24 protein-coding genes and 1 riboswitch are annotated in these 25,277 nt (G+C 56.7%); of the genes, 11 read left to right on the top strand and 13 right to left on the bottom strand.

Annotated features, from left to right (window positions below; translation table 11 throughout):
- The 6 genes from RYZ18_RS07580 to RYZ18_RS07555 form a co-directional block, all read right to left on the bottom strand.
- Positions 1-924, bottom strand: a complete 924-nt coding sequence (locus RYZ18_RS07580) for a carbohydrate kinase family protein (RefSeq protein WP_317656681.1) — start codon at positions 922-924, stop codon at positions 1-3.
- A 98-nt stretch (positions 925-1,022) separates the two neighbouring features.
- On the bottom strand, positions 1,023-2,129 hold the full coding sequence (locus tag RYZ18_RS07575) for a TFIIB-type zinc finger domain-containing protein (RefSeq protein WP_317655950.1): 1,107 nt from the start codon (positions 2,127-2,129) through the stop codon (positions 1,023-1,025).
- Positions 2,130-2,135: 6 nt separating this feature from the next.
- On the bottom strand, positions 2,136-3,251 hold the full coding sequence (locus RYZ18_RS07570) for an SPFH domain-containing protein (RefSeq protein ID WP_317655949.1): 1,116 nt from the start codon (positions 3,249-3,251) through the stop codon (positions 2,136-2,138).
- Between the two features lie 12 nt (positions 3,252-3,263).
- Positions 3,264-4,220, bottom strand: a complete 957-nt coding sequence (locus RYZ18_RS07565) for a DUF2927 domain-containing protein (protein WP_317655948.1) — start codon at positions 4,218-4,220, stop codon at positions 3,264-3,266.
- 32 nt (positions 4,221-4,252) lie between these two features.
- Entirely contained in the window at positions 4,253-5,416 is a 1,164-nt protein-coding gene (locus RYZ18_RS07560; RefSeq protein WP_317655947.1) for a toxic anion resistance protein, read from the bottom strand.
- A 39-nt stretch (positions 5,417-5,455) separates the two neighbouring features.
- Positions 5,456-6,328 (bottom strand): 5-bromo-4-chloroindolyl phosphate hydrolysis family protein, encoded by an 873-nt coding sequence (locus RYZ18_RS07555; protein WP_317655946.1) that lies wholly within the window; start codon positions 6,326-6,328, stop codon positions 5,456-5,458.
- A gap of 341 nt (positions 6,329-6,669) precedes the next feature.
- Positions 6,670-6,748, top strand: a riboswitch (SAM riboswitch).
- 37 nt (positions 6,749-6,785) lie between these two features.
- Here RYZ18_RS07555 and metZ point away from each other — a divergent pair.
- The 3 genes from metZ (at position 6,786) to RYZ18_RS07540 (ending at position 10,966) form a co-directional block, all read left to right on the top strand.
- Positions 6,786-8,024 (top strand): O-succinylhomoserine sulfhydrylase, encoded by a 1,239-nt coding sequence (metZ, locus tag RYZ18_RS07550; RefSeq protein ID WP_411567096.1) that lies wholly within the window; start codon positions 6,786-6,788, stop codon positions 8,022-8,024.
- Positions 8,025-8,192: 168 nt separating this feature from the next.
- A complete protein-coding gene (gene folE2 / locus RYZ18_RS07545; RefSeq protein WP_317655944.1) occupies positions 8,193-9,290 on the top strand; it encodes a GTP cyclohydrolase FolE2 in 1,098 nt (365 codons plus the stop codon).
- 227 nt (positions 9,291-9,517) lie between these two features.
- Positions 9,518-10,966, top strand: a complete 1,449-nt coding sequence (locus tag RYZ18_RS07540) for a TrkH family potassium uptake protein (protein ID WP_317655943.1) — start codon at positions 9,518-9,520, stop codon at positions 10,964-10,966.
- On the opposite strand, the gene RYZ18_RS07535 is transcribed toward RYZ18_RS07540, so the two are convergent.
- Positions 10,941-12,155, bottom strand: a complete 1,215-nt coding sequence (locus tag RYZ18_RS07535) for an NAD(P)/FAD-dependent oxidoreductase (protein ID WP_317655941.1) — start codon at positions 12,153-12,155, stop codon at positions 10,941-10,943. The genes RYZ18_RS07540 and RYZ18_RS07535 overlap by 26 nt on opposite strands.
- On the bottom strand, positions 12,156-12,791 hold the full coding sequence (locus RYZ18_RS07530) for a DnaJ domain-containing protein (protein ID WP_317655940.1): 636 nt from the start codon (positions 12,789-12,791) through the stop codon (positions 12,156-12,158). It abuts the gene before it with no gap.
- 77 nt (positions 12,792-12,868) lie between these two features.
- Here RYZ18_RS07530 and RYZ18_RS07525 point away from each other — a divergent pair, with 77 nt between their 5' ends.
- Complete coding sequence (locus RYZ18_RS07525) at positions 12,869-13,141, top strand: BolA family protein (protein WP_317655938.1); 273 nt, start codon at positions 12,869-12,871, stop codon at positions 13,139-13,141.
- Between the two features lie 6 nt (positions 13,142-13,147).
- Here the strand turns inward: RYZ18_RS07525 and gatB are convergent, their stop codons facing one another.
- Entirely contained in the window at positions 13,148-14,662 is a 1,515-nt protein-coding gene (gene gatB / locus RYZ18_RS07520) for an Asp-tRNA(Asn)/Glu-tRNA(Gln) amidotransferase subunit GatB (RefSeq protein WP_317655937.1), read from the bottom strand.
- A 133-nt stretch (positions 14,663-14,795) separates the two neighbouring features.
- Here gatB and RYZ18_RS07515 point away from each other — a divergent pair, with 133 nt between their 5' ends.
- Together RYZ18_RS07515 and RYZ18_RS07510 are read left to right on the top strand one after the other, a co-directional pair.
- Entirely contained in the window at positions 14,796-15,413 is a 618-nt protein-coding gene (locus RYZ18_RS07515; RefSeq protein ID WP_317655936.1) for a transglycosylase SLT domain-containing protein, read from the top strand.
- On the top strand, positions 15,410-16,141 hold the full coding sequence (locus RYZ18_RS07510; RefSeq protein ID WP_317655935.1) for a heparan-alpha-glucosaminide N-acetyltransferase: 732 nt from the start codon (positions 15,410-15,412) through the stop codon (positions 16,139-16,141). The genes RYZ18_RS07515 and RYZ18_RS07510 overlap by 4 nt, the downstream gene beginning before the upstream one ends.
- Here RYZ18_RS07510 and pepN read toward each other — a convergent pair.
- The 3 genes from pepN to RYZ18_RS07495 form a co-directional block, all read right to left on the bottom strand.
- Entirely contained in the window at positions 16,129-18,756 is a 2,628-nt protein-coding gene (gene pepN, locus RYZ18_RS07505) for an aminopeptidase N (protein WP_317655934.1), read from the bottom strand. The two genes, RYZ18_RS07510 and pepN, sit on opposite strands and share 13 nt — an antisense overlap.
- A 79-nt stretch (positions 18,757-18,835) precedes the next feature.
- The gene (locus tag RYZ18_RS07500; RefSeq protein ID WP_317655932.1) at positions 18,836-19,450 is read right to left on the bottom strand and encodes an NUDIX hydrolase; all 615 of its coding nucleotides are present in this window, start codon (positions 19,448-19,450) and stop codon (positions 18,836-18,838) included.
- The gene (locus RYZ18_RS07495) at positions 19,440-19,871 is read right to left on the bottom strand and encodes a DUF983 domain-containing protein (protein ID WP_317655930.1); all 432 of its coding nucleotides are present in this window, start codon (positions 19,869-19,871) and stop codon (positions 19,440-19,442) included. The genes RYZ18_RS07500 and RYZ18_RS07495 overlap by 11 nt, the downstream gene beginning before the upstream one ends.
- A 190-nt stretch (positions 19,872-20,061) precedes the next feature.
- Here RYZ18_RS07495 and RYZ18_RS07490 point away from each other — a divergent pair, with 190 nt between their 5' ends.
- The 4 genes from RYZ18_RS07490 to RYZ18_RS07475 all read left to right on the top strand — a co-directional run bounded on the left by RYZ18_RS07490 (position 20,062) and on the right by RYZ18_RS07475 (position 22,077).
- Positions 20,062-20,565, top strand: coding sequence for an EF-hand domain-containing protein (locus tag RYZ18_RS07490; protein ID WP_317655929.1), 504 nt, complete (start codon positions 20,062-20,064; stop codon positions 20,563-20,565).
- Between the two features lie 129 nt (positions 20,566-20,694).
- Positions 20,695-21,243, top strand: a complete 549-nt coding sequence (locus RYZ18_RS07485) for a sigma-70 family RNA polymerase sigma factor (protein WP_317655928.1) — start codon at positions 20,695-20,697, stop codon at positions 21,241-21,243.
- Positions 21,233-21,598, top strand: a complete 366-nt coding sequence (locus RYZ18_RS07480; RefSeq protein ID WP_317655926.1) for a dihydroorotate dehydrogenase — start codon at positions 21,233-21,235, stop codon at positions 21,596-21,598. The genes RYZ18_RS07485 and RYZ18_RS07480 overlap by 11 nt, the downstream gene beginning before the upstream one ends.
- On the top strand, positions 21,598-22,077 hold the full coding sequence (locus RYZ18_RS07475) for a periplasmic heavy metal sensor (protein ID WP_317655925.1): 480 nt from the start codon (positions 21,598-21,600) through the stop codon (positions 22,075-22,077). The genes RYZ18_RS07480 and RYZ18_RS07475 overlap by 1 nt, the downstream gene beginning before the upstream one ends.
- On the opposite strand, the gene RYZ18_RS07470 is transcribed toward RYZ18_RS07475, so the two are convergent.
- Positions 22,074-23,870 carry an ABC transporter ATP-binding protein gene (locus RYZ18_RS07470; protein WP_317655924.1) on the bottom strand — a complete coding sequence of 599 codons (1,797 nt, stop codon included), beginning with the start codon at positions 23,868-23,870 and terminating at the stop codon, positions 22,074-22,076. The genes RYZ18_RS07475 and RYZ18_RS07470 overlap by 4 nt on opposite strands.
- Before the next feature lie 294 nt (positions 23,871-24,164).
- Here RYZ18_RS07470 and RYZ18_RS07465 point away from each other — a divergent pair, with 294 nt between their 5' ends.
- Positions 24,165-25,262, top strand: coding sequence for an ABC transporter ATP-binding protein (locus RYZ18_RS07465; protein ID WP_317655923.1), 1,098 nt, complete (start codon positions 24,165-24,167; stop codon positions 25,260-25,262).
- Positions 25,263-25,277 lie beyond the last annotated feature (15 nt).

Below are 25,277 nucleotides of genomic sequence, written 5' to 3'. Positions count from 1 at the left end.
TTAAATCTCGGCGCGCAGTGGCGGGTTCGCGCCTGCCCGTGCAACAGTTACGGCGGCGGCCCGCACGCCCAGATCAAGCGCGGTTTTTAGAATATCTTGCGGCAAGGGGGCTGCAAGCGCCGCTTTGCTCAGATATCCTGCTTCGGCCAAGCCCGTCAGGATGCCCGCGTTAAACGTATCGCCCGCGCCCACAGTATCCACAACCGTGGCGGGGATCACGGGATGGGTCAACTGCCCATCTGCAGAATAAGCGGTAACCCCATCGGCCCCTTTTGTGATCAGCACAAGTTTCGCGCCCGCCGTTAAAAGATCACCCACGGCCTCTGCCTCGGAGCTGTTATTGCTCAGCCATGCAAGATCCTCATCTGACAGCTTTATGATGTCGGCCACGGCCAACATCCGCGCTAGTCGCGCGCGATAGCGGGCCGCGTCCGTGATAAAGCTTGGTCGAATATTTGGGTCGATCATGACAGGCAGACGGGTCGCCTCGCGGAGGCAGAGTGTCTCATAGGTATCTGCGCAGGGCTCTACGGCCAAGGATATGCCCCCAAAGAACAGCGCCGTGATCCCCTCCAAAGAGGCGGGCAGGTCAACGGGAGAGATCATGCGCCCTGCAGTGTTTTCATCGTAAAACGCATAGGTTGCGTGGCCATCTTTCAGGGTCACAAAGGCCAAGGTCGTAGGGCGGTCGCTTCGCAAGCACAGGCTTGTGTCCACATGATTGCTCGCCAAATGCCCTTCTAAAATCTGCCCAAAAAGATCACGGGATAGGCCCGTCAGCATCGCAGTCTTTTGTCCCAAGCGCGCTGCGGCAATCGCTGTGTTGAGAACTGCGCCGCCTGAGTAAGGTGCAAAAGCGGCTTCGCCTGCACTGGTTTCGCGTGGCAACATATCAATCAAAGATTCACCACAGCACAGCAGCATGGCGTAGGCCTTTCCAAATGTGACGTATCCCCGCCGCGCTTTGCGGCCCGCGTGGTCTAGCAAGAGATTGATGTTAGCGCAAACAAGAATGCAGCGCCTTAACGGATGTATCCGTCATAGACATAACCAAGGCCAAGCGCCAACAGAGCCGCCAGGATCAGCGCGATAGCGATTTTGATCGCGGAATAGGGTCGCTCTCCCATTACTTTGCCCGTCTGCCCATTGACAACAAAGCGATAGGACTTTCCGCCATAGCGATAGGCCGATACCCAGACAGGCAACAGGATATGCTTGAAGGTCACATCCCAAATTTCCGTGTCGACATGGTCAATGCGCTGATGATCGCCGCCAATATCGCGGCGGATTGCGGCACGGATTGCTTGATCCATCCGCGCCCGGGCCTCCTCCATCCCCGTCTCTAGGTCGATGCTATAGGCTTCGGCCCGAAAACCTGACAGGAATTCTGGCTGATAGGGGGCAAGGGCGGTCAAATCCCACGGTGCGAGCGTGTCGGTAAATCGCTTGGGCAGGCTTTCTGAAGCTAAGACCAAGAGATCGTCAAACGCCAATCGCACCTGCCCCGTGACGCGGCGCCAAGTTGTTGTGGTGCTGCTGCGCCGGCCCCCCTTGCCATCCGAGACGCTGGTGGTGTGATCGGTGCCGCGCTGCCCGCGATATTGGCTGGCGGTTTTGGCGTCATATGTCCAATAGGGGGTGTATATCCCCTCCATCTGCCGCGAGGCGCTGGCGTATTTCTTCAGGCCATTGGGGGCGAACCACAGCCCCTTAAGCCAATGTTCCATCGCGCGATGCGCTTCGCGCTCGGTCAAGGTAAAGGGAAGCACGGCTTGTGGTTTGATCTGTCTGTGGGCGCCAGATCCAACCACAACAGGCGTGGCGCAAAACGGGCATTCTAGCGCGTGATCTGTGTCTGACACTTCAACACGGGCAGCGCAATTTGGGCAGGTTGAGACGCGGGTTTCAACCTCCTGCGCTGTCTCGCGTGATGCGCGTAAAGCGGTGCGATAATCCTGTTCGCGGATTGCCGTGACATCCCAAGGGCCTTGAGCGGGCATCTCCACGCTGCTTTGCGCGCCGCAATGCGCGCAGACCATCGCGCCTGCTTGAGGGGTCCAACGCATATCGCCCCCGCAGGCGGTGCAGGGAAAGCGGCGATGGGGTTGATCTGTCTTTGCCTTTGGCATCACGACTTAGGGCGCGGGTGGCGGCGGTGGCGGTGGTAGGATGGTGAAGAGCTGCGCCAATTCGCGCACATCCTCGGCGCGCATCCACCCGTCTTGCCCCGCCGTCCATACAAGCGTGTCGCGGGTCAAGGTGCCATCGGCCGCCATGCGGCCAAGGCTGGCCTTGGAAAATGGCCCTTTGGTCGCGCCGTTCTCGGCAATGTGCCACACATGTTCGACTGGTGGCGGGGGTGGTGCGGCAGGTGCAACAGGGGCTGCACCCCAAGGCCCTGCTTGAAACGCGGCCTGTGCGGCCCCCATACCCAAGCCCATACCCAGACCCGCGCCCATGCCGCCATCCCCCTGAGGGTTTTGTGCTGCCGCCTGCATGGCCTCCGCGGCGGCAAATTGGGTATAGGTCTTCATATCGCCCAAGATGCCCATCGAAGACCGCTTATCAAGTGCGGCTTCAACCGCCTCGGGCAGCGATATATTCTCGATATAAAGCTCGGGTAGGCTCAGGCCATATTGGGTTATGGTGTCAGAAATCCGCGCGGCGATCAGCTTGGCGAATTCTGCCGTATTCGCGGCCATGTCCAAAACGGGAATGGCGCTATTGGCTACAGTTTGGCTGAATTGCTGCACGATGATGTTGCGGATTTGGAAGCTGATCTCATCCGTGGTGAACTCGCCATCTGTTCCCACGATTTCGGTCATGAACCGTGCCGCATCGCTGACGCGAATAGTGTAGGTGCCAAAGGCACGCAGGCGGATTGGCCCAAATTCGGGATCACGTAGCATCACAGGGTTTTTCGTGCCCCATTTCAAATCGGTGAACCGCTGTGTCGAGACGAAATAAATTTCGGATTTGAAAGGCGATTTGAACCCATGATCCCAATGCTGAAGGCTGGTCATAATCGGCATATTGTTAGTCTCAAGCATGTAGAGACCGGGCGTAAAGACGTCCGCCAACTGGCCTTCATGGATGAACACCGCAACTTGGCCTTCGCGCACAGTCAGCTTGGCCCCGTATTTGATTTCATGCCCTTCGCGCTCAAAGCGATAAACCAATGTGTCACGGGTGTCGTCCGTCCATTCAATGACATCAATGAATTGACCTGAGAGGAAATCGAAAATGGGCATGAGCAGCCTTCCTTAGCTAGACGCGTCAATCAATTCTGCGGCAATCGCTTCGACAATCGGGCGCGCTTCATCAGGGGTCATGCCAATGTCTAGGCGCGGGTCATACAGCACGCGCAAAAGCAATTCGTCATGCGCGGTCAAAAGTGCAAATTCTTCATCATCATTAAAAATCGAGGGACGCGCCGTTGGGCTGTCATTGGGCAATCCCAACCCTTGGGCGATTTCCTCATGGATGCAGGAGGTGCGCATCAAATCGGGATGCTCGGTGCGGATTACGGCAATGGCGCTGCGATATTCTGGCCGCGCATTTGAACGCGCAAAAGCATAGACAGAGCAGAACGTATAGCGCGGCAGGTTCTCAATTTCGCGGATGATTGAGGCATCAATATTGGGCGCGATGCTGCGCAGATAGGGGCCGATTTCTGCTTGCTCATCGCGGCTGATGAACAGCACATGGAAATTTCCACCCGATCCAACCAAATCAATCGGATGCCGCGCGGCGCGGCTGAGTTGTCGGGTGTAATTGGTCAGAATCTGGCGATCCCGTGCCATTTTCTGTGGGGCGGTTGCTGGCCCAAAATGGGCTTCGATACGGACAGGATCAATCCAACGTCTTAGCCGCGAGGGGGTTTGACGGGCGACAAAGCGCCCGTTTTCCAGAGCATATTCATCATAAAGCGCAATGGCCTCGAAATTGCGCGCCAAAGCACGGCGCGAGACGGGGGCATCCGAGGGGGTGGTGGATTGGCGCAATAACCCCTCACGCAGAAGCCGCGCCTCGGTTTGGGCGTAATATTGCGCGTAAAGCGCGCTCTCAGCCGAAGGGGTGGTGGCAGCTATGCTGCTTGCCACCCCGTTCTGGCCCATGGCACCAGGCCCGAGGGCCTGACACCCCGCCAAAAGGCCAAGCGCCGCCCCAACCCATAGACCGCGCCTAGCCTTCCGCCCCGAACCCCTCACTTTACTCATAATCCGCACAATGACGCCTTATCTCTCCGCGCTTAGGACGCGGTGCTTGTGGATTTTGCCTTGGCGGCGGCCAGAGTATCGCGCAATTCCGCCTCCATTTTGATCATGTCTTCTTCTGCTTTGGCGCGGCGCATCCGCCCCTCATCTGCAATCGCAAGGCTATCTTCGATGGTTGCAACCAATTCTGCATTGGCACGTTTCACCGCCTCAATATCAAAAACGCCACGCTCCATTTCTTCGCGGATCATACGATTGGATGTGCGCAAATTCGAGGCATTCTTTTCCAATAGTTCATTGGTCAGATCATTGGCTGCGCGCACCGCTTCGGCCGCTTCGGTCGAGCGTTGGATGGTCACGGCCTGTGCCAATTGGGTTTCCCACAGCGGCACGGTATTGACCAAGGTTGAGTTGATCTTGGTGACCAAGGATTTGTCATTCTCTTGCACCAAGCGGATAGAGGGCAGAGATTGCATGGTGACTTGGCGTGTCAGCTTAAGGTCATGCACACGCCGCTCAAGATCATCGCGAGCAGCGCGCAGGTCGCGCAATTCTTGCGCGCGGATCACTTGATCGGCTTCGGGTGCGGCGGCCACCTCCGCCTCCTTTGCAGGGATGTCATTATTGTCCAACGCAGCCAATTTGGCCTCGCCTGCGGCAATATAAATGGCAAGTGCATCATAAAATTGTAACGTCTTTTCATAAAGTTGATCTAATGACTTAATGTCACGCATGAGCTGATGTTCATGCCGCAACAGATCATCCGTGATCTTGTCGATTTGCCCTTGCACGGTTTCGTAACGCGCAAGGAAATCATGCACGGGCTTGGCGCGGCCAAGCAGGCGATCCCACCAACTGATTTTGCGGGTGGGGTCAAGCTCCTCCACGGAAAAGCCGCGGATCGTGCCAACAATATCGCGCAACGAGGCACCTGCGGGGCCGACATCCTTGTTGCGGACGCCATCGAGCATTGCCTGTGAAATGACCTGCAATTCTGCCTGCGCAGCGGAACCGAAAGACACGATTGAATTTGTGTCATGCATATCAATTTCTGCAATTGCTTTGGCGATGGCCTCGGCGGTCGGTTTGTCTGCGGCCTTCGGGTCTGGCAGCAGGTCGCTTGGGTCAGTCAAGACCACGGCGTTAATTTCATCGACCAATTTACTTGCGTCACGCGCAGCAGTTTTTGTGTCGGTCATTCTATCCCCCAATGTAAACCCCTGCACCGAGGGGTGGTTTTAAACAGCCTCGCGCGCCAATCTTTCGCGCAAAAGCTCGATATCTAGATCCAAGTCTTCCGTGTCGTTTTGGGCCAGTTTGGTGGTGCGCGCGGCAAAGTCGCGCTCAAGATCGTTCAAAAGCCCCTCAAAGCGGGTTTTAAGCGCCGCATCAGGACGTGCCGCATATAGGCTTTGGAACTTAACCGCGGCATCGCGCGCGCCTTCAAGGTAAACCCCCAAAAAGCGCCGCGCGGCATTCAGATCACGCGGGTCGCTTTCGATTTGGCGGAACATCGCCTGCGCTGTCTGTTGGAAGGCGATAACCCGCGCCTCTAGATCGCGCTGCCCCGTCTGGGTGACCGCATCGCGCATCTCCTGCAATAGGGCCTCGGCCGCTTCGATTTTATCGGCGAGGCGGCGCTCAGCGGTGCTGTCTATATCCGAAATGCCCTTATCCTGCAGCGGATCAATGCCGAAAGCCGCAAGGTGCAAAACCCCTGCAAAAACCGCAATTGCAGTAGCGTTCAAGATGGCCCATGTCCCGCCCCAAACCAACAGACCCACCGCCAGACCGCAAATGAGGGCAGCCATAATTTTGCGCGGGATCATGGGGCGGCGCGCCACAATGCGCACGGAATACGCGTCTTCTGCCTTGATCCCCTCCCGCGTCAACCATGCAGCAAAGCCGAGCAGGGCCGCGCCTGCCATATCAACCAACATCGTTGAGACGGGCTGGAAGAAACTGGGAAAGGCCGCGATGACAGGCAAGGCCGCGTAAATATTCAGGCGCGCCCCAAATCGCATGGGACGGCGGCCCTTGAAGGGGAGGGTGGCGTCTCGTGTGCCAGAGGAGGCATTGGGGCTGAATTGAGCGGTGTAGCGTGTGGCCATGTCTAGAATTCCCCAAAGCCGCCAAAAGCGGCCGTTAGGATGACGATCACCAAGATCGCAAATGTAATTGCCCCGATGGGTTTAGCCGACATGGCCAAATCCTTTTACAATACCACAGATGGGATTGGTCATTCCCTTACCCCTGTTTTAGGTTTCACCTTTAGCAGCCCAATGTGTCAACCTAAAGAACATAAAATTCATACATATATTGCGCCCTGCGGCTGCTTTGCGGTGGTGTGACTGGCAAAGATGTGGGGTGTCTTTGTCGGGGTTGCAATCCCGCCGCTTGGCGCGGTGCTTTGGCTTGCGGCCCCTTGACCCGATCAGGGTCAAGGCGTAATGCCCTGTCGCGTGGCGATTTGTTTACCGGATTGCGGGCCACAAAAAAAATGCCGCTAAAGAGGTCGAGGCCTGCTTGCCGCATGATGCCCGACCGTTCAGATGGAAGGGATATGAAATGTCAGACACAGGCGCCAAGAAATCCGTAGGTTTGAAATCCTTGCCCGATACTGTTTCCGCGCAGACACGCGCAGTGCATTCAGGCACCCGCCGCAGCCAATATGGCGAAGTGTCTGAGGCAATCTTTATGACCCAAGGTTTTGTCTATGACAGCGCCGAGGCGGCCGAGGCCCGCTTTATCGAAGCGGGGCGTGAGGAATTTATCTATGCCCGCTATGGCAACCCGACTGTCGCAATGTTCGAGGATCGGATCGCGGCGATTGAGGGCACAGAAGATGCTTTTGCAACCGCCTCTGGAATGGCGGCGGTGAATGGCGCGCTGATGTCCATATTGCGCGCGGGGGATCATGTGGTGTCTGCGCGCGCCTTGTTCGGGTCTTGTCTCTACATTCTTGAGGAGATTTTGACCCGTTACGGGGTTGAGGTCACGTTTGTGGATGGCGATGACCTGACCCAATGGGAAGCCGCAATCATCAAGGGCAAAACCCGCGCTGTATTCTTTGAAAGTGTTTCGAACCCCACGTTGCAGGTTGTCGATATCGCCGCCGTTGCGCGTCTGGCCCATGATGCAGGCGCTTTGGTGGTGGTCGATAACGTGTTTGCCTCTCCCTTGTTCCAAGACAACCGCAAACTGGGCGTTGATGTCGTGATCTATTCCACGACCAAGCATATTGACGGGCAGGGGCGGTGTTTGGGCGGGGTGATTTGTGGCACCCGCGAGTTCATTCGCAAGACCGTGGAACCCTATCTGAAACATACAGGCGCGGCGATGTCGCCGTTTAACGCATGGGTTATGCTCAAGGGGTTGGAAACACTCCACCTGCGGGTTAACGCCCAAGCCGACACTGCTCTTGCCATTGCGCAAGGGCTAGAGGGGGAGGCGGGTGTGGCGCGGGTGCTCTATCCTCATCTCGACAGCCACCCGCAAGCCATGCTTGCCCGCACGCAAATGCAAAAAGGCGGCACAGTGATCGCGATTGAACTGGAGGGCGGGCGCGATGCGGCGTTTCGGTTCCTCAACGCGTTAGAGATCATTACAATCTCAAATAATTTGGGCGATGCAAAATCTATTATCACCCATCCTGCCACAACGACCCACCAGCGTTTGCCTGAGGATCAAAAGCAACATCTGGGCATCACATCTGGTCTCGTGCGCCTGTCGGTGGGGCTTGAGGACGTTAACGACCTGTTAAGGGATTTGAAACACGCGCTCGGTGCTGCGCGTGCTGAAAATTAACCCTTATTTTTGGGATTTTGTCGGAAACTCAAGGAATTGGTCGATATTTGTCGGGCCAATATTGATCCGTTGGGCGTTCACAATCGTAAACTATTCATAAAACAAGTTTGGATTCCGCGCACCAACACCCATATGATGGTAAGGTCGCGTGGCCGAAGGGGTGATGAGATGAACGTCCATATTGGTGCAGTTGCGAGTGAACCAACCCAAGACGAGGCCCGTGCGGCCTTGGCGCTTTTGAAACAGTGGGCGGAAAGCGCAAGCATGGCGGAGCGTGCCGCCCTTGATCCTGCGGTCTCCAAACTTTTGACCCCCTCCCAAGATTACCCCGAATTTTCGCGCAGCTATCCGCAGGATTTTACAGTGGATGCAGCCTATAAGGCGGGTCTTCCTGATCTTCAAAATGGCCCTGCCTCGCTGATTAAAGGGGCCAAGCGTCAAATCCAACATGTGGGGATTTCCAATTTCCGCCTGCCTATCCGCTATCACACCCGCGACAATGGCGATGTGATGCTGGAAACTTCGGTGACGGGCACCGTCAGCCTAGAGGCGGGCAAAAAGGGCATCAATATGAGCCGCATCATGCGCAGCTTCTATGCCCATACCGAAAAGACGTTCAGCTTTGAGGTGATCGAAGCTGCGCTTGATGATTACAAATCCGACCTCGAAAGTTTTGATGCGCGTATCCAAATGCGCCTTTCCTTCCCAATGAAGGTGCAGAGCCTGCGGTCTGGTCTTTCGGGGTATCAATATTATGACATTGCGCTGGAACTGGTCGAGCGCGATGGGGTGCGCCAGAAATTGGTGCATCTGGATTACGTTTATTCTTCGACCTGCCCCTGCTCGCTTGAATTGAGCGAACATGCGCGCGCCACGCGTGGGCAATTGGCCACCCCGCATTCGCAGCGATCTGTTGCGCGGATTTCGGTCGAGATTGCCCCTGACGCAGGGTGTTTGTGGTTTGAAGACCTGATTGAGATGGCGCGCCGCGCTGTGCCAACAGAAACGCAGGTCATGGTGAAACGCGAGGATGAACAAGCCTTCGCAGAATTAAACGCGGCAAACCCGATCTTTGTGGAAGATGCGGCCCGCCTTTTCGCAGGCGAGTTGCAAGCCGATCCACGGGTGGGCGATTTCCGTGTTTTGGCAAGCCACCAAGAAAGCCTGCACAGTCATGACGCAGTTAGCCTCTTGACCGAAGGCGCCACGTTTGAGCAGGCCAGCCTTGACCCCCGCCTTTTCCAAAGCCTGTTCCATATCGGCTAAGGGCCAAGACCCTATACGAAAAAAGCCCCAAGACGCGGGTCACGGATGTGACGCTGTCTTGAGGCTTTGCTCGGTCTGACGAAGCAGTCCGGTCGTATTCTAACGAACACAGTAAACTGCGGGCGTGGTGTTTGCAAATGAAATGAAGCCCCAGATCAAGGCTTTGGCGGGGTTTTAGGCCCTTCCACGCTTGACACTGCCTAAGTCAGGGGCCAACGCTCTGCCTCATGTTTGATATACGCCCCGTTGGATATGTCATTGGCCTGATCGTTACCTTTCTTGGGGTATCGATGCTTGTGCCTATGGGGGTGGATCTTGCCTTGGCCAATGGCGAATGGGGTGTCTTTGCCGAGTCTGCCGCAATCTCGGTGTTTATCGGCCTTGCTTTGGTGTTTTCCTGCGCCAATGGGGTGCAGCAGGGCCTGAGCCTACAACAGACCTTTCTTCTGACAACCGCAATTTGGGCGATTTTGCCGATCTTTGCGGCGCTTCCCTTTGTGTTCGGCGCAACAGATGCACGGATTGTTGATGCAGTGTTTGAGGCGATGTCAGGGCTGACGACAACAGGCTCAACTGTTTTCACAGGCTTGGAATATTTACCCCACGGGCTGAACCTTTGGCGGGCGATGATCCAATGGTTTGGCGGGGTGGGTATCATCGTGGTCGCGATGGTGTTTTTGCCTGAATTGCGGGTGGGGGGGATGCAAATCTTCCGCTCCGAGGCATTTGAAACAATGGGAAAAATCTTGCCCCGCGCAACTGAAATTGCGGCGCGTATTTCGGTGATCTATGTGGCGCTGACTTTCCTGTGCTTTCTGGCTTATTGGGCCTTAGGCATGACCTTTTACAACGCGATCTTCCACGCCTTTACCACGCTGTCCACGGGTGGGTTTTCGAACACAGATGCCTCTTTTGGGGTGTATCAAGGCCCACTTGAATATGTCGCGGCGGTGTTCATGATTTTGGCAAGCCTGCCCTTTGTGCGCTTTGTGCAACTTTTGGCGGGCACGGCAGAACCGCTTTATCGTGACAGCCAAGTGCGCGCGTATCTTGGGGTCATCACGGCCCTTGTGCTGATCATGACAGTGTATCGGATTGTCGCGAATGGCGACCATCTCGAGCATGGGATCCGCGAAGGGCTGTTCAACGTCACCTCCATCATATCTGGCACAGGCTATTCTTCGGTGGATTACCAACTTTGGGGGCCTTTGCCCGTGGTGGTGTTCTTCTTTGTCGGCTTGATTGGGGGATGTGCGGGTTCGACCTCCTGTTCAATCAAAATATTCCGCTACCAGATTTTGCTCGAATCCATCTCCACCCAAGTGCGCCGCTTGTCGGCCCCCCATGGTGTGTTCGAACCTCGCTTTGAGGGGCGGCCTGTTTCGGCAGATGTCCTCTCCTCCGTCATGGGGTTCTTTGTGTTGTTCTTTGTGTTGTTGGGGATTTTCGCGGTGGCTTTGGGATTGACGGGGCTAGATTTCGTCACCTCTGTGTCTGGGGCTGCCACCGCCTTGGCAAATATCGGGCCAGGATTGGGGGATGTGATTGGCCCCTCTGGCAATTTTGCCCCGCTCAATGATGCGGCGAAGTGGATTTTGACGCTGGGCATGTTGCTTGGCCGCCTTGAATTGTTGGCGGTTTTGGTGCTGTTCATGCCTGCCTTTTGGCGCGGATAGCCGCCCCTGCCGCAACGGCCGAGGCCCATGCCCATTGAAAATTATATCCACCCAACCAACCCGTGACATCCACGGCTTCACCAATGAAATAGAGGTTGGGGATATGCGTGGATTGCATAGTTTTGGAACTCAAGCCATCGGTCGCGACACCGCCCAAGGTCACTTCGGCGGTGCGATACCCTTCGGTGGCTGTGGGCCGCAGTCGCCAATCCTGCAATGCCTCGACAATCTCGCGCAGGCGCGCATCGCTGCAATCGGCGATATTGCCGGCAAGGCTTTGGGTTTGCCCAAAATCCGCAACAAAGGCTTTAGGCAGATAATCGGACAACACCCCGTGCAGGCTGCGCTTGCCTGATTCACCCCGCGCTCCGCGCAGGACAGCGAAAAAATCCGTTTCGGGGTCGATATGCAGCGTGATCTCTTGCCCTTCGCGCCAATAGGATGAAATTTGCAAAATCGCGGGGCCAGACAGGCCGCGATGGGTGAAAAGCATGGCTTCGTCAAATTCTGCATCGGCCGCCTTGGCGCGCACAGGCAGGGAGAGCCCAGCCAGCGCCGCGAACCGCGCGCGTTGCCCCTCGTCAAACGTAAAGGGCACAAGGGCAGGGCGGGTGTCGGTGACGCGGTGACCGAAGGTTTCTGCAATCTGATAGGCCAAGCCTGTAGCACCCATTTTGGGGATGGATTTTCCGCCCGTGGCCACGATGAGATGATCGGCATATATCTCGCGCGCTTGGCCCTGTTTTTCGACTAATGCGCAAAATTTATCCCCGCTCTGCCGCACCGAAGAAATGCTTGTTTCTAGCCAAAGTTCGGCACCGACCGCCGTCATCTCGGCCCGCAGCATTGCGATGATCTCTTTCGCAGATGTGTCACAGAACAGCTGCCCCAAGGTTTTCTCATGCCATGAAATGCGGTGGCGATTGACCAAATCGAGAAAATCATAGGGGCCGTATCGCGACAGAGCAGATTTGGCGAAATGCGGATTTTCGGACAAAAACGCGGAAGAGTCACAGTAAATATTGGTAAAGTTACATCGCCCGCCGCCTGAGATGCGGATTTTCTCACCCGCGGCTTTTGCGTGGTCTATCACCAAAACGCCCGCGCCCGAATGGGCCGCGGCCATCATCCCCGCCGCACCCGCGCCAAGTATTAGGGTGCTGACATGATGCTGCGGCAGCTGTGCCATTTAGTCCACGAAATTGCGGCTGATCTTGATCTGATCCCAAGCCCAGACCACCTCTTGGAGGCGTTCCTCATCCGAACGGTCACCGCCATTCATATCGGGATGCAGAACCTTGATCAGCGCCTTGTAGCATTTGCGAATTTCGGTCTTGTTCATCGTGTCGCGGGCTTCCAAAATCTCAAGCGCACGCCGTTCTGTTGGCGGCAGTTTGCGCCCCGATTGTGCCCCACCTGCCTGCCCTGGATTACGGGTGGCATTGCCGCCCAAAACCTGATGCGGGTCATCCACGCCTAGCCGTGCCCATGCTTTTTCTTCAACCGATTTTTTGAAGGGTTTGGTCGGCCTGTCCCAGACGCGATCGCGGTCAAGCTGCGCTTCCATCTCGGCCTCGGTCGTGCCCTCAAAGAAATTCCATTTGAGGTTATATTCGCGCACATGTTCGCGACAGAACCAGAAGAAATCTTCAAGATTGTCGGGGGATTTGGGCGCACGATACTGCCCCGCCTCTTCGCAGGCGGGATGCTCGCATTTGCGCTGCGAGGTTTCAAATGCCCCAGACATGCCACGCCGGCCCGTCTTGCGTTTCTTCTTGTCGGTCGAAACGCGAAGGTCAAAATTAAATGGATCTTTGTCGGTCATGGGCCTGTCCTTCTCGACTCGGAACGGGCAGTCTAAGCTATTGGTGGCGAAGGTGAAGGGCTAGGGTGAAGATTTTCATGACAAGAACCGAAAAAATTCGTGACGCATTAGAAAAAGCATTCAATCCCAAAGTGTTGGATGTTCACGATGAAAGTGAGGCCCATCGTGGTCATAGCGGCTATCAAGAGGGGGGCGAAAGTCATTTTCGCGTGGTGATCCGCGCCGATGGATTGGCGGGATTGTCGCGCATTGCGCGCCATCGTGCCGTGCATGACGCCATCGGCAAGCCTTTGATGGGCGAAATTCACGCTTTGGCCATTGATGCAGACGGGCCTGAGCGGCCCGCCTGAGAAGGGTTACAGTCCTAGTTTCTGGCTGACCAACTGGTTCACAGCGGCAGGGTTTGCCTTGCCGCCTGTGGCCTTCATCACCTGACCCACGAACCACCCCGCAAGTTTCGGGTTCTGCTTGGCCTTCTCCACTTGGGCGGGATTGGCGGCAATGATCTCGTCTACCGCTGCTTCAATCGCGCCTGTATCCGTGACCTGTTTCATGCCGCGCGCTTCGACAATCTGCGCGGGGTCGCCGCCTTCGGTATAGACGATTTCGAACAGGTCTTTTGCGATTTTGCCCGAAATATCCCCCGCCTTAATCAGCGCTATGATGCCCGCAAGCTGTGCAGGTGAGACAGGGCTGTCACTGATCTCGCGCTCGTCTTTCTTTAGGCGACCAAAGAGTTCGTTGATGACCCAATTCGCGGCCAGTTTCCCGTCTTTGGCGGTGGCAGCGACCTCTTCGAAAAACGCGCTGGCGGTGACATCGGCGGTCAAAACGCTGGCATCATAATCTGAAAGGCCAAAATCGCCGATAAAGCGCGCCTTTTTGGCATCGGGCAATTCGGGCAGGTTCGCGCGAATGTCGTCCACCCATGCCTGCTCAATCTCAAGCGGCAAGAGGTCGGGATCTGGGAAGTAGCGATAATCATGCGCCTCTTCTTTCGACCGCATCGAACGCGTTTCGCCCTTATCAGGATCATAGAGCCGTGTTTCCTGATCCACAGTGCCGCCATTTTCGATAATGGCGATTTGGCGGCGTGCCTCATATTCGATGGCCTGTTGAATGAACCGCAGCGAATTCATGTTCTTGATCTCGCAGCGCGTGCCAAGATGGCTGAAATCACCCGTTTCACGGAATTTTTCATAGGCACCCGGTGCGCAGACAGACACGTTTACATCCGCACGTAGATTGCCGTTTTGCATATTCCCGTCACACGTGCCCAGATAGAGCATGATTTGGCGCAATTTAGAGACATAGGCCGCTGCCTCCTCTGGGCCGCGAATATCGGGGCGCGAGACAATCTCCATCAACGCGACACCCGTGCGGTTGAGATCCACGAAAGACAGGGCGGGATCCATATCATGGATGGATTTGCCTGCGTCTTGCTCCAAGTGGATACGCTCAATGCGCACAATCCTCGCCGTGCCATCGCCAAGCTCGACCAAAACCTCACCTTCGCCCACGATCGGGTGATACAATTGGCTGATCTGATAACCTTGCGGAAGGTCAGGGTAGAAATAGTTTTTGCGATCAAAGGCCGAAAACAAATTGATTTCCGCCTTCAGGCCCAATCCTGTGCGCACCGCTTGGGCCACGCAGGCCTCGTTGATCACAGGCAGCATTCCTGGCATGCCAGCATCCACAAAGGCCACGTTAGAATTGGGCTCTGCCCCAAATTTCGTTGAGGCCCCCGAAAAGAGTTTCGCACGGGTTGCGACCTGCGCGTGCACTTCCATCCCGATCACAAGTTCCCAATCGGATTTGGCACCCGCGATCACTTTGGGTTTTGGGGCTTCATAGCTGAGGTCAAGCATGGCGCATCTCTCCAACAGGCGGTTTCCCGCCGTTTACTAGGCCAGCGCGTAGGGCGCGGCAAGGGCAGGACTTGCATTTTGAGGCAAAATAAGGGCAAAGGGCGGGCATCTATTGGCCACCTGAGGGAATTGCATGTTTTCATTCAAAAGGAATGAACGCGATCTGGCGCATTATGCGTGTAAATTCGGCAAATGTGCTGCAACCTTTTTGGGCGCGGCGGTTCTGATGGGATGTGTCGGCGCGCAGGCTGATTTGCCCGCCGCACGTTGGGATGAAACCCCACAGGCCCAAGATTGGACAAAGGCAAGCCTCTCGATGTTGGAGGAGGACGCAGCCGTTTTGGTTGAGACAACCCCTGCGGATATCGAGGCATGGTGTCCCGCCTATGATGAGGCGAACCCAGAACAGCGTGCTGCGTTCTGGAACGGGCTGTTGTCCAGTTTGGCCTATCGTGAAAGCACCTTCCGCGAAGATGCGATTTCGTCAAATGGTAAGTGGCATGGTCTTTTGCAAATCTCGCCCGCAACTGCGCGCGGCTATGGCTGTGCTGCTGGCACAAGCGAGGCTTTGCGCGAGGGCGAGGCGAATTTGCGTTGTGCTTTGCGCATTTGGTCATCAACTGTCGTGCGCGATGGGGTCATTGCCGAAGATCAAGGCGGGGTTGCGGCCGATTGGGGGCCGTTGCAACGCGAAGCCTTGCGCAATGATATTCGCGGTTGGGTGTCGGAGCAGGATTACTGCCAGTCATGACGGCGCGCTTGTCGGGTTTGGATCAGGCGCGCGGTGTCGCGCTTGTGGCCATGGCAAGTTATCATTTCATTTTTGATCTTGATTTATTCGGGCTTGTGCCTTCGGGGACAGCCCTGTCCCCCTATATGCGCGGCTATGCTATCGCGATTGCGGGCAGCTTTCTGTTCCTGTCGGGCCTCAGCATGGTCTTGGCCCATGGGGTGGGGCGGCGGTGGCCCGCTTTTTGGCGGCGATGGGGCATTTTGGTCGCTGCTGCGGCGGCGGTCAGCCTTGCGACCTATTTTGCCTTTGGGGCGCAATTTGTCTTTTGGGGCATTTTGCACATGATGGCGGCTGCAAGCCTAGTGGGGATTGTCCTTTTGGGGCGGGTGCCCGCTTGGGGCTTGGCCGTGCTTGGTGTCTTGGCCCTTGCTGCAGGGGTTTGGCTGCGCCTGCCTGCGCTTGAGCACCCGATATTTTGGATCACAGGCGCACAGGCGGCGCGGCCTGTGACAGTGGATTATTTGCCAATCTTGCCATGGATCGGCCCCTATCTTTTGGGCATGGCTTGGGCGCAATTTGCCCGTGATCTGGGCAGGCCGATCATGCCACAAAAGATATGCGGTGGTGCGCTTGGGGCGGGTTTGGCCCTTTTGGGGCGCAATTCCCTTGCGTTTTATCTCATCCACCAACCCGTGCTGCTGGCATTGGTCGGTGGATATGTTTGGCTGCTGGATTATGCGCCTTGATAACCCGCACGCATTCTTGCCACCATCTCGCTCATATCGCGGCTGAGGTTCGGGGTGTCAGAAATACGCTTTAGCGCCTCTTGGATCAGGGCCTGACGATCAACATCATAGCGCGCCCATGTCTCAAAGGCGGTGGACATCCGCGCCGCGGTTTGCGGGTTTTTGCCATCCATGCGGATCAACCAATCCGCGAGGAACTGATAGCCCGCGCCTGAGGGCGCATGAAAGCCCGCAGGGTTGGCTGAGGTCAGACCTGCAATCACCGCGCGGAAGCGATTGGGGTTTTTCCAATCAAAATCTGCGTGCTCGGTCAGGCGATGTGCAACTTGCGCGGCCTCATCAGGGGCGGCATGGGCGATTTGCAGCATGAACCATTTATCCATCACGATGCGGTTTTCATGCCATTGGTCGTAGAAGGCCATGCTGGCCTGCTGTGCAACATCACCCCCGTGATCCAACAGCGCACCGAAAGCGGCCAATTGATCGGTCATATTGGTGGCCGTCTCGAATTGCGTCTGCGCGAGCTCTGGGCCATGCACACGGGTCAAGGCGCGCAGGGCCACGTTGCGCAAACTGCTCCGGCCCGCGGAGGCCGCATCAGGGCTATAGCCGTCTTTATCGGTCAGTGTTTCGAACAGCCGCGTGTAAATCGGCGCAAGTGCAGCTGCGATGGACTGTTCCAAAGCGCGGCGCTTTTCGTGGATGCTGCTTGGATCAGGCACCACGCCTGCTTCGGCCAAATCATTGGCCAGCGCATCTTCGCTTGGCAGGCTTGCGCATAGCGCCCTAAACTCGTGGTCGAGCGTGTCATCCTGCACCACCGCAGCGAGGGCTGAGATATAGTCAGGGTTCGGGGCTGTCCCATCGGTGATCATTGCGCACAGAACCTCACGCGATAGACTGCGGCCCGCTTCCCATCGGTTGAACGGGTCTGTGTCATGGGCAAAGAGGGTCGCGCGCGCAGCAAAATCTTGCTCGATTTCTAAAATCACAGGGGCCGAGAATTCGCGCAAGACCGACAGCACAGGGGCTTCAGGCAGATCGTCAAACACCAATTCCATTTCAGGATCCGCCATTTCGACAATCTGCGTGGGCCGCAATTCGCGCCCGTCCTGACCCAATAGGCCAAGCGCCACGGGGAACAACAAGGGCTCTTTCAGCGGTTGGTTGGGGGTAGGGTCGGTGCGCTGTGCCAATTTCAGCACCAAGCGCCCATCTTGATAGGTGGAGGTGACCGTCAAACGCGGCGTGCCTGCCTGTTCATACCACCGTTTGAATTGCGACAGATCGCGCAAAGTGGTGTCCTCGAACACCTGCAACCAATCCTCGATGGTGCAGGCCTGCCCATCATGGCGGTCGAAATAGAGATCAAGCGCCGCGCGATAGGCCCCTTCGCCCACCAAAAGCCGCAGCATGCGGATCAGCTCCGCCCCTTTTTCGTAAACAGTGGCCGTGTAGAAATTGTTGATCTCGACAAAACTTGCAGGGCGCACGGGATGCGCCAATGGGCCTGCATCCTCGCGGAATTGGCGCGCGCGCAGATTCAGCACATCACCAATTCGCTGCACAGGCGCGGATCGGGCATCTGCGCTGAACTGTTGATCGCGAAAGACGGTTAAGCCCTCTTTGAGGCAGAGTTGAAACCAATCGCGGCAGGTGATGCGATTGCCTGTCCAATTGTGGAAATATTCATGGGCGATGATCCGCTCGATAAAGGCATAATCTTGATCCGTTGCGGTTTCAGGGCTGGCCAATACATATTTGGAGTTGAAGATGTTCAGGCCCTTATTCTCCATCGCGCCCATGTTGAAATCATCGACCGCCACGATGTTAAACAGATCAAGGTCATATTCGCGGCCATACACCTGTTCATCCCAGATCATTGACCGCTTGAGCGCGTCCATCGCATAGGCGCAATACCCCTCATCACCGGGGCGGACATAGATATTGAGATCAACCTCGCGTCCCGAGGCCGTGGTGAACTGATCGCTATAGGCGCGCAAATCGCCTGCCACCAAAGCAAAGAGATAAGTAGGTTTGGGCCAAGGGTCATGCCATTCTGCATAGCCTGCGCCTGTCTCGCCCCGATTACCATTGGACAGTAGGATCGGTGCATCCCCCTCAATGCGCACATCAAAAGGCGCCATGACATCGGGGCGGTCGGGGTAATAGGTTATTTTGCGAAACCCTTCCGCCTCGCATTGGGTGCAATACATGCCCTTGGACATATAAAGCCCCTCAAGGGCTGTGTTATCCTGTGGTGCGATTTCGACTTCGGCCTCCCAAACAAAGCCGCCCTCTGGCAGGCGTGCGGCAGGCACAGTCAGGGCAGCCTCACTGAGGCGATAATCGGCCTCACCTAACGCTGTTCCATCTATCTTTGCCCAGATCAGGCGCAGATCCTCGCCATCAAGCACAAGCGCGCCTTCGCCCAAACCTTGCGCCTCGGGGTTGGGGCGAAAGGTGATCCGTGAAATGACCCGCGTGGCCTTTGGTGCAAGGCGAAAGGTAAGATGCACATGGTCAATCAAATACTCGGGCGGGGTGTAGTCACTGAGCCAAATGGTGCGGGGCGTGGCAGTGGCGGATGTTGCATCAAGGGGCAGGACGGACACGGGGCAGGCCTCATTATATCGGGGAAGGGTTGGCCTTAGGCTATGCGCGGCGGTGACAGGCTGCAACCAGATAGGTGGGTTAGAGCCAGTAAAACCGCGATATATCTGTGCGATTGTCGAAGAACGCCACCGCCTCAGGCCGAAATCCATAGCCGTGGCGCGCCACCGCTTGGGACAATTCCGCGAGGATCACATGGGTGATAAAGGGGATGTCCAAGCGTTGCGCCTCTGCCAGATCAAGCCATGTCAGATGAGACAACTCGCCATCGCCTTTGGTGAAATCCTGCGCAACGCCCCTCAGATCGTCAGCACGCGCCAAAAAGAAGCGCGCGTCAAAGCGGCGTGGGCGGCCTGTGGGGGTGACGGCACGGAAAAAGAAATCAACCCTTCGCGGGTCGTGTGGGCCAAGGCTGAGCCCTGTTTCTTCGTGCAACTCGCGAAAGGCTGCGTTGATTAAGGCCTCGGGTGAACAGGCGCTGTCATGGCTGAGGCGCGCTGCAAGCGCATCAGGGATTGCGTGAGCAAGCGGGGTGTCGTGATCCACCGCATCCACCGCCCCGCCAGGGAATACAAATTTTTGCGGCATGAACGCGGCAGATGCCCCGCGTTGGCCCATTAAGACCTGCGCGCCTTTTGTGCTGTCGCGCAACAAGATGATGCTTGCGGCATCCCGAATGGGAGGATCAGAAACCATGCATCCGCTTGGCCCATTGGATGCCCACAATCAGCCCTTTAAAGCGGGGCAAGAGGAACAGTGCCACCACAAAGGCCCCAAGCGAAAACCCGCCTGCCATAACCCATGGGCTTGGTTGATAGGCCGTATAAACCCAGAGCATTAAGGTGCCCAAGATTTTCGCTGTGACGAGGATCGTCAAATAGGCAGGCCCATCATCCGCGCGGGCGTGGCTCAGATCTTCGCCACAGCTGCCACAGGTTTTTACAAGGTTCAGATAGCCGCTAAACAGTGCGCCCTCACCACAGCACGGGCAGCGGCCGCGCATGGCTTTGGCAATCGCGGGCCATGTTGGGCGTTCCTGCGGGACATGATCGAAAACACCATCCGCCAAGGCAGTGATTGGATCGATTTCAGCCGCTTCGGTGCTGGGGTTTGCCATGGCGCGCATCCTTTTCTTGTCTCGACCCTAGCCCTAGCGCAAAGCGCAATCATTGGCAAAGGGGCGGGCCGTTTTGACGCGGGTCAAAAGAGAGCTGCAAAAAAATGTGACGGAAACTGCGGGCGAGCGCGTGAAAGGAATAGATCGGCGGATGGATGGGCCATTTGCCACAAGATCAGGAGTTATTGAGATGAGCACATTCAAACTTTTCACTTTGGGCTTGGCCCTGCCTTTGGGTCTTGCTGCGCAAATGGTAACCGCCGCCCCAATGGCGCAGGCCGATGCAGACGCGATATTTGCCGCCCTAGATGCGGATCGCAATGGTCAGGTCACGGCTGAGGAATTGGCGCGTATGCCAGAGGCGCGATTTGCGGCCCAAGACACCAACGGGGATGGCATGTTGGACGCCCAAGAATTGAGTGCCTCCCTTCAGGCCCGCATGGCGGATCGCGTGGATCGTATGATTGGCGATCTCGATTTGGATGGCGATGGGCTTTTGTCGCAATCTGAAATGATGGGTGGCCGCGACCAACATGAGGGGCGCGGTGAGCCAAATTTTAATCGGATGTTGTCGCGCATGGACAGCAATGGGGATGGCAGCATCAGCCTTGAGGAATTCTCGGCCATGTCCCAAATGCGCGGCGGCCATGAGCGCGGTGCAGGTGCCCGTGAAGGGCGTGGCCATCGCGGCTAAGGCGCAATCAGACGCGGCTGCCCCTCTCCCTTGGCAGTCGCGTGCTTGAATGCAATAGTTGCAGTAGATTGCGGCGGCGAGGGCAGCGTGCAAAGACCACCAAAGGCAGCATCAGAAGATGATCATCTGATGGCCCGCTTCGCCAAGGGCGATGCGGCAGCGGCGCGGGATTTGGCCGCGCGGCATCTGCCCCGCATTCTGTCGCATGCGCGCCGTGTTTTGGGGGATCAGGCCGAGGCCGAAGATGTCGCGCAAGAGGTGATGATGCGCATCTGGCGCATTGCCCCTGACTGGGACGCAGGCCGCGCAAAACTGAGCACTTGGGCGCATCAGGTGACAGCGAACCTATGTATTGATCGCTTGCGCAAGCAGACCCGCCGCGCCGCGCCCACCCTTGATACGGATGCGGTTGAACAAATCGAGGATCATGCGGCGTCAGTGCCCGCGCAAATGATGCAAAGGGCGCGGCTTGATGCGCTGGATGCGGCGCTTGCCACTTTGCCCGAGCGCCAAAGGCAGGCGGTGGTATTGCGCCACATCGAAGGGTTATCAAATGGTGAGATTGCCCAAATTCTGGATATTACGATTGAGGCGGTCGAAAGTTTGACCGCACGCGGCAAAAGGGCATTGAGCGCCCATTTGGCCAAGGAAAAGGAGGCATTGGGTTATGCGCAATGAACAGGCAGACCTAGATCTGGATGATCTTTTCGCCGAAGCGCGCGCGGCTGATGCGCCAAGTGATGCGCTCATGGCGCGGGTCTTGGCGGATGCACAGAACGTGCAAAGACAAACCCACCACGTCCGTGAGGATACGCTCTCGCGTCTATCCAATCTGATTGACCGCCTATTTGGGGGCTGGTCGGTTGTCTCAGGTGCGGCGATGGCGGGAATCGCGGGGCTGCTGTTTGGGGTGGGTCTTTCGACCTTGAACCCCGATATGACCTTAAGTTTGCAAGAGGCCAGCGGATGGGCCAGCACATCGGTTTCTGATTTTGGGGATCCTTGGGCTTTGGCCGATTTGGGAGGTGAGTGATGGATGAGATGATGACAACCCCGAAACCCCAAGCGCCGCGGGGCATGAAGATCGTTCTTGGTGTCTCTCTGGCGATTAATTTGGCGATTGCGGGCGCGGTTCTAGGGGCGGTGGTCTTGCATCGCGGCCCAGACGGCGAAGGCCCGCGTGAGCGGATCAACGCCGTGCGCAGTTTGGGGCCATTGGCGGGTGAATTGAACCGCGATGAAATGCGGATGTTGATCGGGCGCATGGGTGGGCGCGAAGGGATGGGCGCCGCGCGCCGTGGGATCGGGGCGGCCAATCTGCAGGTTGAGGCTGCGTTGCGCGCAACCCCCTTTGTGCCTGATGCGTTGATGCAGGCCCTGTCTGAGCAGCGCGGCTATCTTGGCGCCATGCAGGAAAGCGGGCATCGTGCCTTGGTTGATTTGATCGCGGATATGCCGCCTGAACGCCGTGCGGCCTTGGCCGATGAATTGGCCGAAGGGCGCAGGCGCTAGAGATCGGCACTCATCCCTGCGGATTGCAATTCAACAAGACGCGCGTAAATGCCGCCCCTTTGCATCAGGCTGTCATGGGTGCCTTCTTCGACAACATGGCCTTTATCCATGACCACAATCTTATCGGCATCGCGAATGGTGGACAGCCGATGCGCAATTACAATTGTCGTGCGCCCTTGCGACAGGCGCGATAGGGCAGTTTGCACCAATTTTTCAGATTGCGTGTCGAGGGCCGATGTGGGTTCATCCAACAGCAAAATCGGCGCATCTTTCAGCATCGCGCGGGCGATGGCCACGCGCTGACGTTGGCCGCCCGACAGGGACGAGCCGCGCGGGCCAACAGCCGTTTCCAACCCTGCGGGCAGGGATTTGGCAAATTCCATCACAGCGGCGTTTTCTGCGGCTTTGGCCACATCGGCGCTGTCAGCATTAAGCCGCCCCATGCGGATATTATCTTCGATGCTTTCATCGAACAGCGCCGTGTCTTGGCCTACAACCGCGATCATGTCACGCAAGGCGGCCAGATCAGCCTCGGTGGTCGCAACACTGCCAATGCGCACTTTGCCTGCCACTGGATCAATCAAGCGTGTTAGCAAGGCAAACAGCGTGGTTTTCCCCGCGCCTGATGGCCCCACAATCGCGGTTGTCTGCCCCTCTTTGGCGGTGAAGGTCAGATCATGCAGAACGGGCATGTCGCCATAGGAGAATTCGACATTCTCAAAGCAGATATCGCCAGAACTCAGCGGGGCAGGGTGGGCAGGGCTAAGAACGGTGGGGCGCAGATCAAGCATGGAATAGATCCGCTCTAGCGAGGCTGCGGCGGCCTGAAGGCTGCCTGCGATATTTGACAGACGTTTGAGCGGGTCGAACATCAGCGAAAGCGCGGTGATAAAGGACATGAAATCCCCCACCGATTTATCGCCTGTCACAATGGCGGTGGCCCCAAACAATGTGACCGAAACAAACCCAATGCCCGACATGAGGTCGATCAACGAGGGGTTCGCGGATTGGCCTGCACTCGAGCGGATCTGTTGCTTGAGGTATTGCTTGACGCTGCGCTCAAACCGCCCGCGCTCATGCGCCTCAAGGCGGTTGACCTTGATGGATTGAATGCCGTGAAACATTTCGTCCAGCCGCGTGGTCAGGGTCGCGGCAGCCTCGCGCGCGGCAAATGCGGTGCGGCGGATTTGCTTGAGCAGCAGGGTCATGGGCACGATCATCAAAGGCAGCCCAACCAAGGCCACCAGTGACCATTGCCAATCATTTGAGAACATCACAAAGGACAAAGCCACAAGCGAAACTAAATCACGCCCAAAGGAGAGAAGGACACTTGTCGCCGCAGATTGCAGCGTCTGGCTGTCCCCGCGCACGCGTTCGATCAATTCACCTGGGGGGTGTCGCGTAAAGACGGCACCATCAAGCGTCAAAAGATGCTCGACCAGGCGTGTTTGCAATGCGGTTGTCACTTTCAGGCCAAGCGCCGACATAATGACGCGCTGCACAAAGCCCGCAACGGCGCGGAACAGGAACAAAAACCCGATGACCGTTACCACTTTCCAAAGCCCATCCAAGGATTGTGCGGCAAAAAGTTCATCGAAGAGAGGGCGCACCATCCATGCAAATGCACCAAGTGCGGCGCCTTCAAGGCTCATCAAGATCAGTGCGAATGTCAGGGCGGGCCAATATTTGAGGACATGCTCGCGCCACAGGCGGATCACAAGTCGAGACGAGCGCAGGTCAACCCCATTTGGGGCCTTGGTCTGCGAATCTGATGCGGGGCTTGGGTCTGACATGCGTCTCCAAATCTGCGAAAAATTACGCATTCTGCTAAAGAATGCTTAGCAAATCATCATCCGCCCTGATTAGGCTATGCCGCCCCTGCAAACAAGCACCCGCTATGTATGGGGTCATATTTCCTGAATCCGCCATTGTTTTCGGGCCGATGTCTTTTCTGAGGTGCAAAGCGGCGTTTTCAGGACGGTTTTGCACTAATTTCTGTTAATTGGTTGTCATCTAAGGCTCAGGCTGTTTAGCTTAGGGCAATTGAATGCGGGGCTACACCGCAACCACAACGGGAGTTCGACACTTTGTTCGACACAGCAAAAGACGCGTTTGTCGCTTTTGAGCATGTCCAGAAAAGTTACGATGGCGAAACGCTGGTCGTAAAAGATCTTAATCTTCAGATCGGTCAGGGCGAATTTCTAACGATGCTTGGGCCTTCGGGATCGGGCAAAACGACCTGCCTGATGATGCTTGCAGGTTTCGAGACAGCCACCCATGGCGAGATTCTGTTGCAGGGTCGTCCGATCAACAACATTCCGCCCCATAAGCGCGGCATTGGGATGGTGTTCCAGAATTACGCTTTGTTCCCGCATATGTCGGTTGCAGAAAACCTTGCCTTCCCTTTGGAAGTGCGCGGCATGGGCAAATCAGAGCGCGAAGGAAAGATCAAACGCGCGCTTGATATGGTGCAGATGGGGGATTTCGGCGGTCGCCGCCCCGCGCAGCTTTCGGGCGGGCAGCAACAGCGTATCGCCTTGGCGCGGGCCTTGGTGTTCGAGCCTGAGCTTGTTTTGATGGACGAACCTTTGGGGGCGCTCGACAAGCAATTGCGCGAACATATGCAATTTGAAATCACCAATCTGGCGCATCAGTTGGGCATCACCACAGTTTATGTGACCCATGACCAGACCGAAGCCCTGACCATGTCGGATCGTGTCGCGGTGTTTGATGATGGCCGTATCCAACAGCTTGATCCGCCTGATGTTCTCTATGAACAGCCGCAAAACAGCTTTGTGGCGCAGTTTATTGGCGAAAATAATACGCTTTCGGGTGTGGTGACGAAAATCTCAGGCGATCGCTGCGTTGTGAAGCTGGACAGCGGTGACGAAATTGACGCGCGTCCTGTAAACGTCTCGGCCGTGGGGGATCGCACCACTGTTTCCATCCGTCCCGAGCGGGTGGAAATGGACAAGCGCCGCCTTTCGCCTGACGCGCATACGCTGAAAGGCGAGGTTCTCGAATTTATTTACATGGGCGATATTTTCCGCACGCGCCTGCGCGTGGCCGGGTCGGATGACTTCATCATCAAGACCCGCAACGCCCCCGATCAAAAACGACTCACACCTGGCACCCAGATTGAAATAGGATGGCTGCCTGACGATTGCCGCGCGCTTGATGCTTAAGCGCATGGCCTAAGC

The sequence above is a fragment of the Roseovarius sp. 10 genome, assembly GCF_033100315.1.
In the GTDB taxonomy this organism is placed as follows: Bacteria; Pseudomonadota; Alphaproteobacteria; order Rhodobacterales; family Rhodobacteraceae; genus M30B80.
This window is presented reverse-complemented; position numbering and strand designations above follow the sequence as displayed.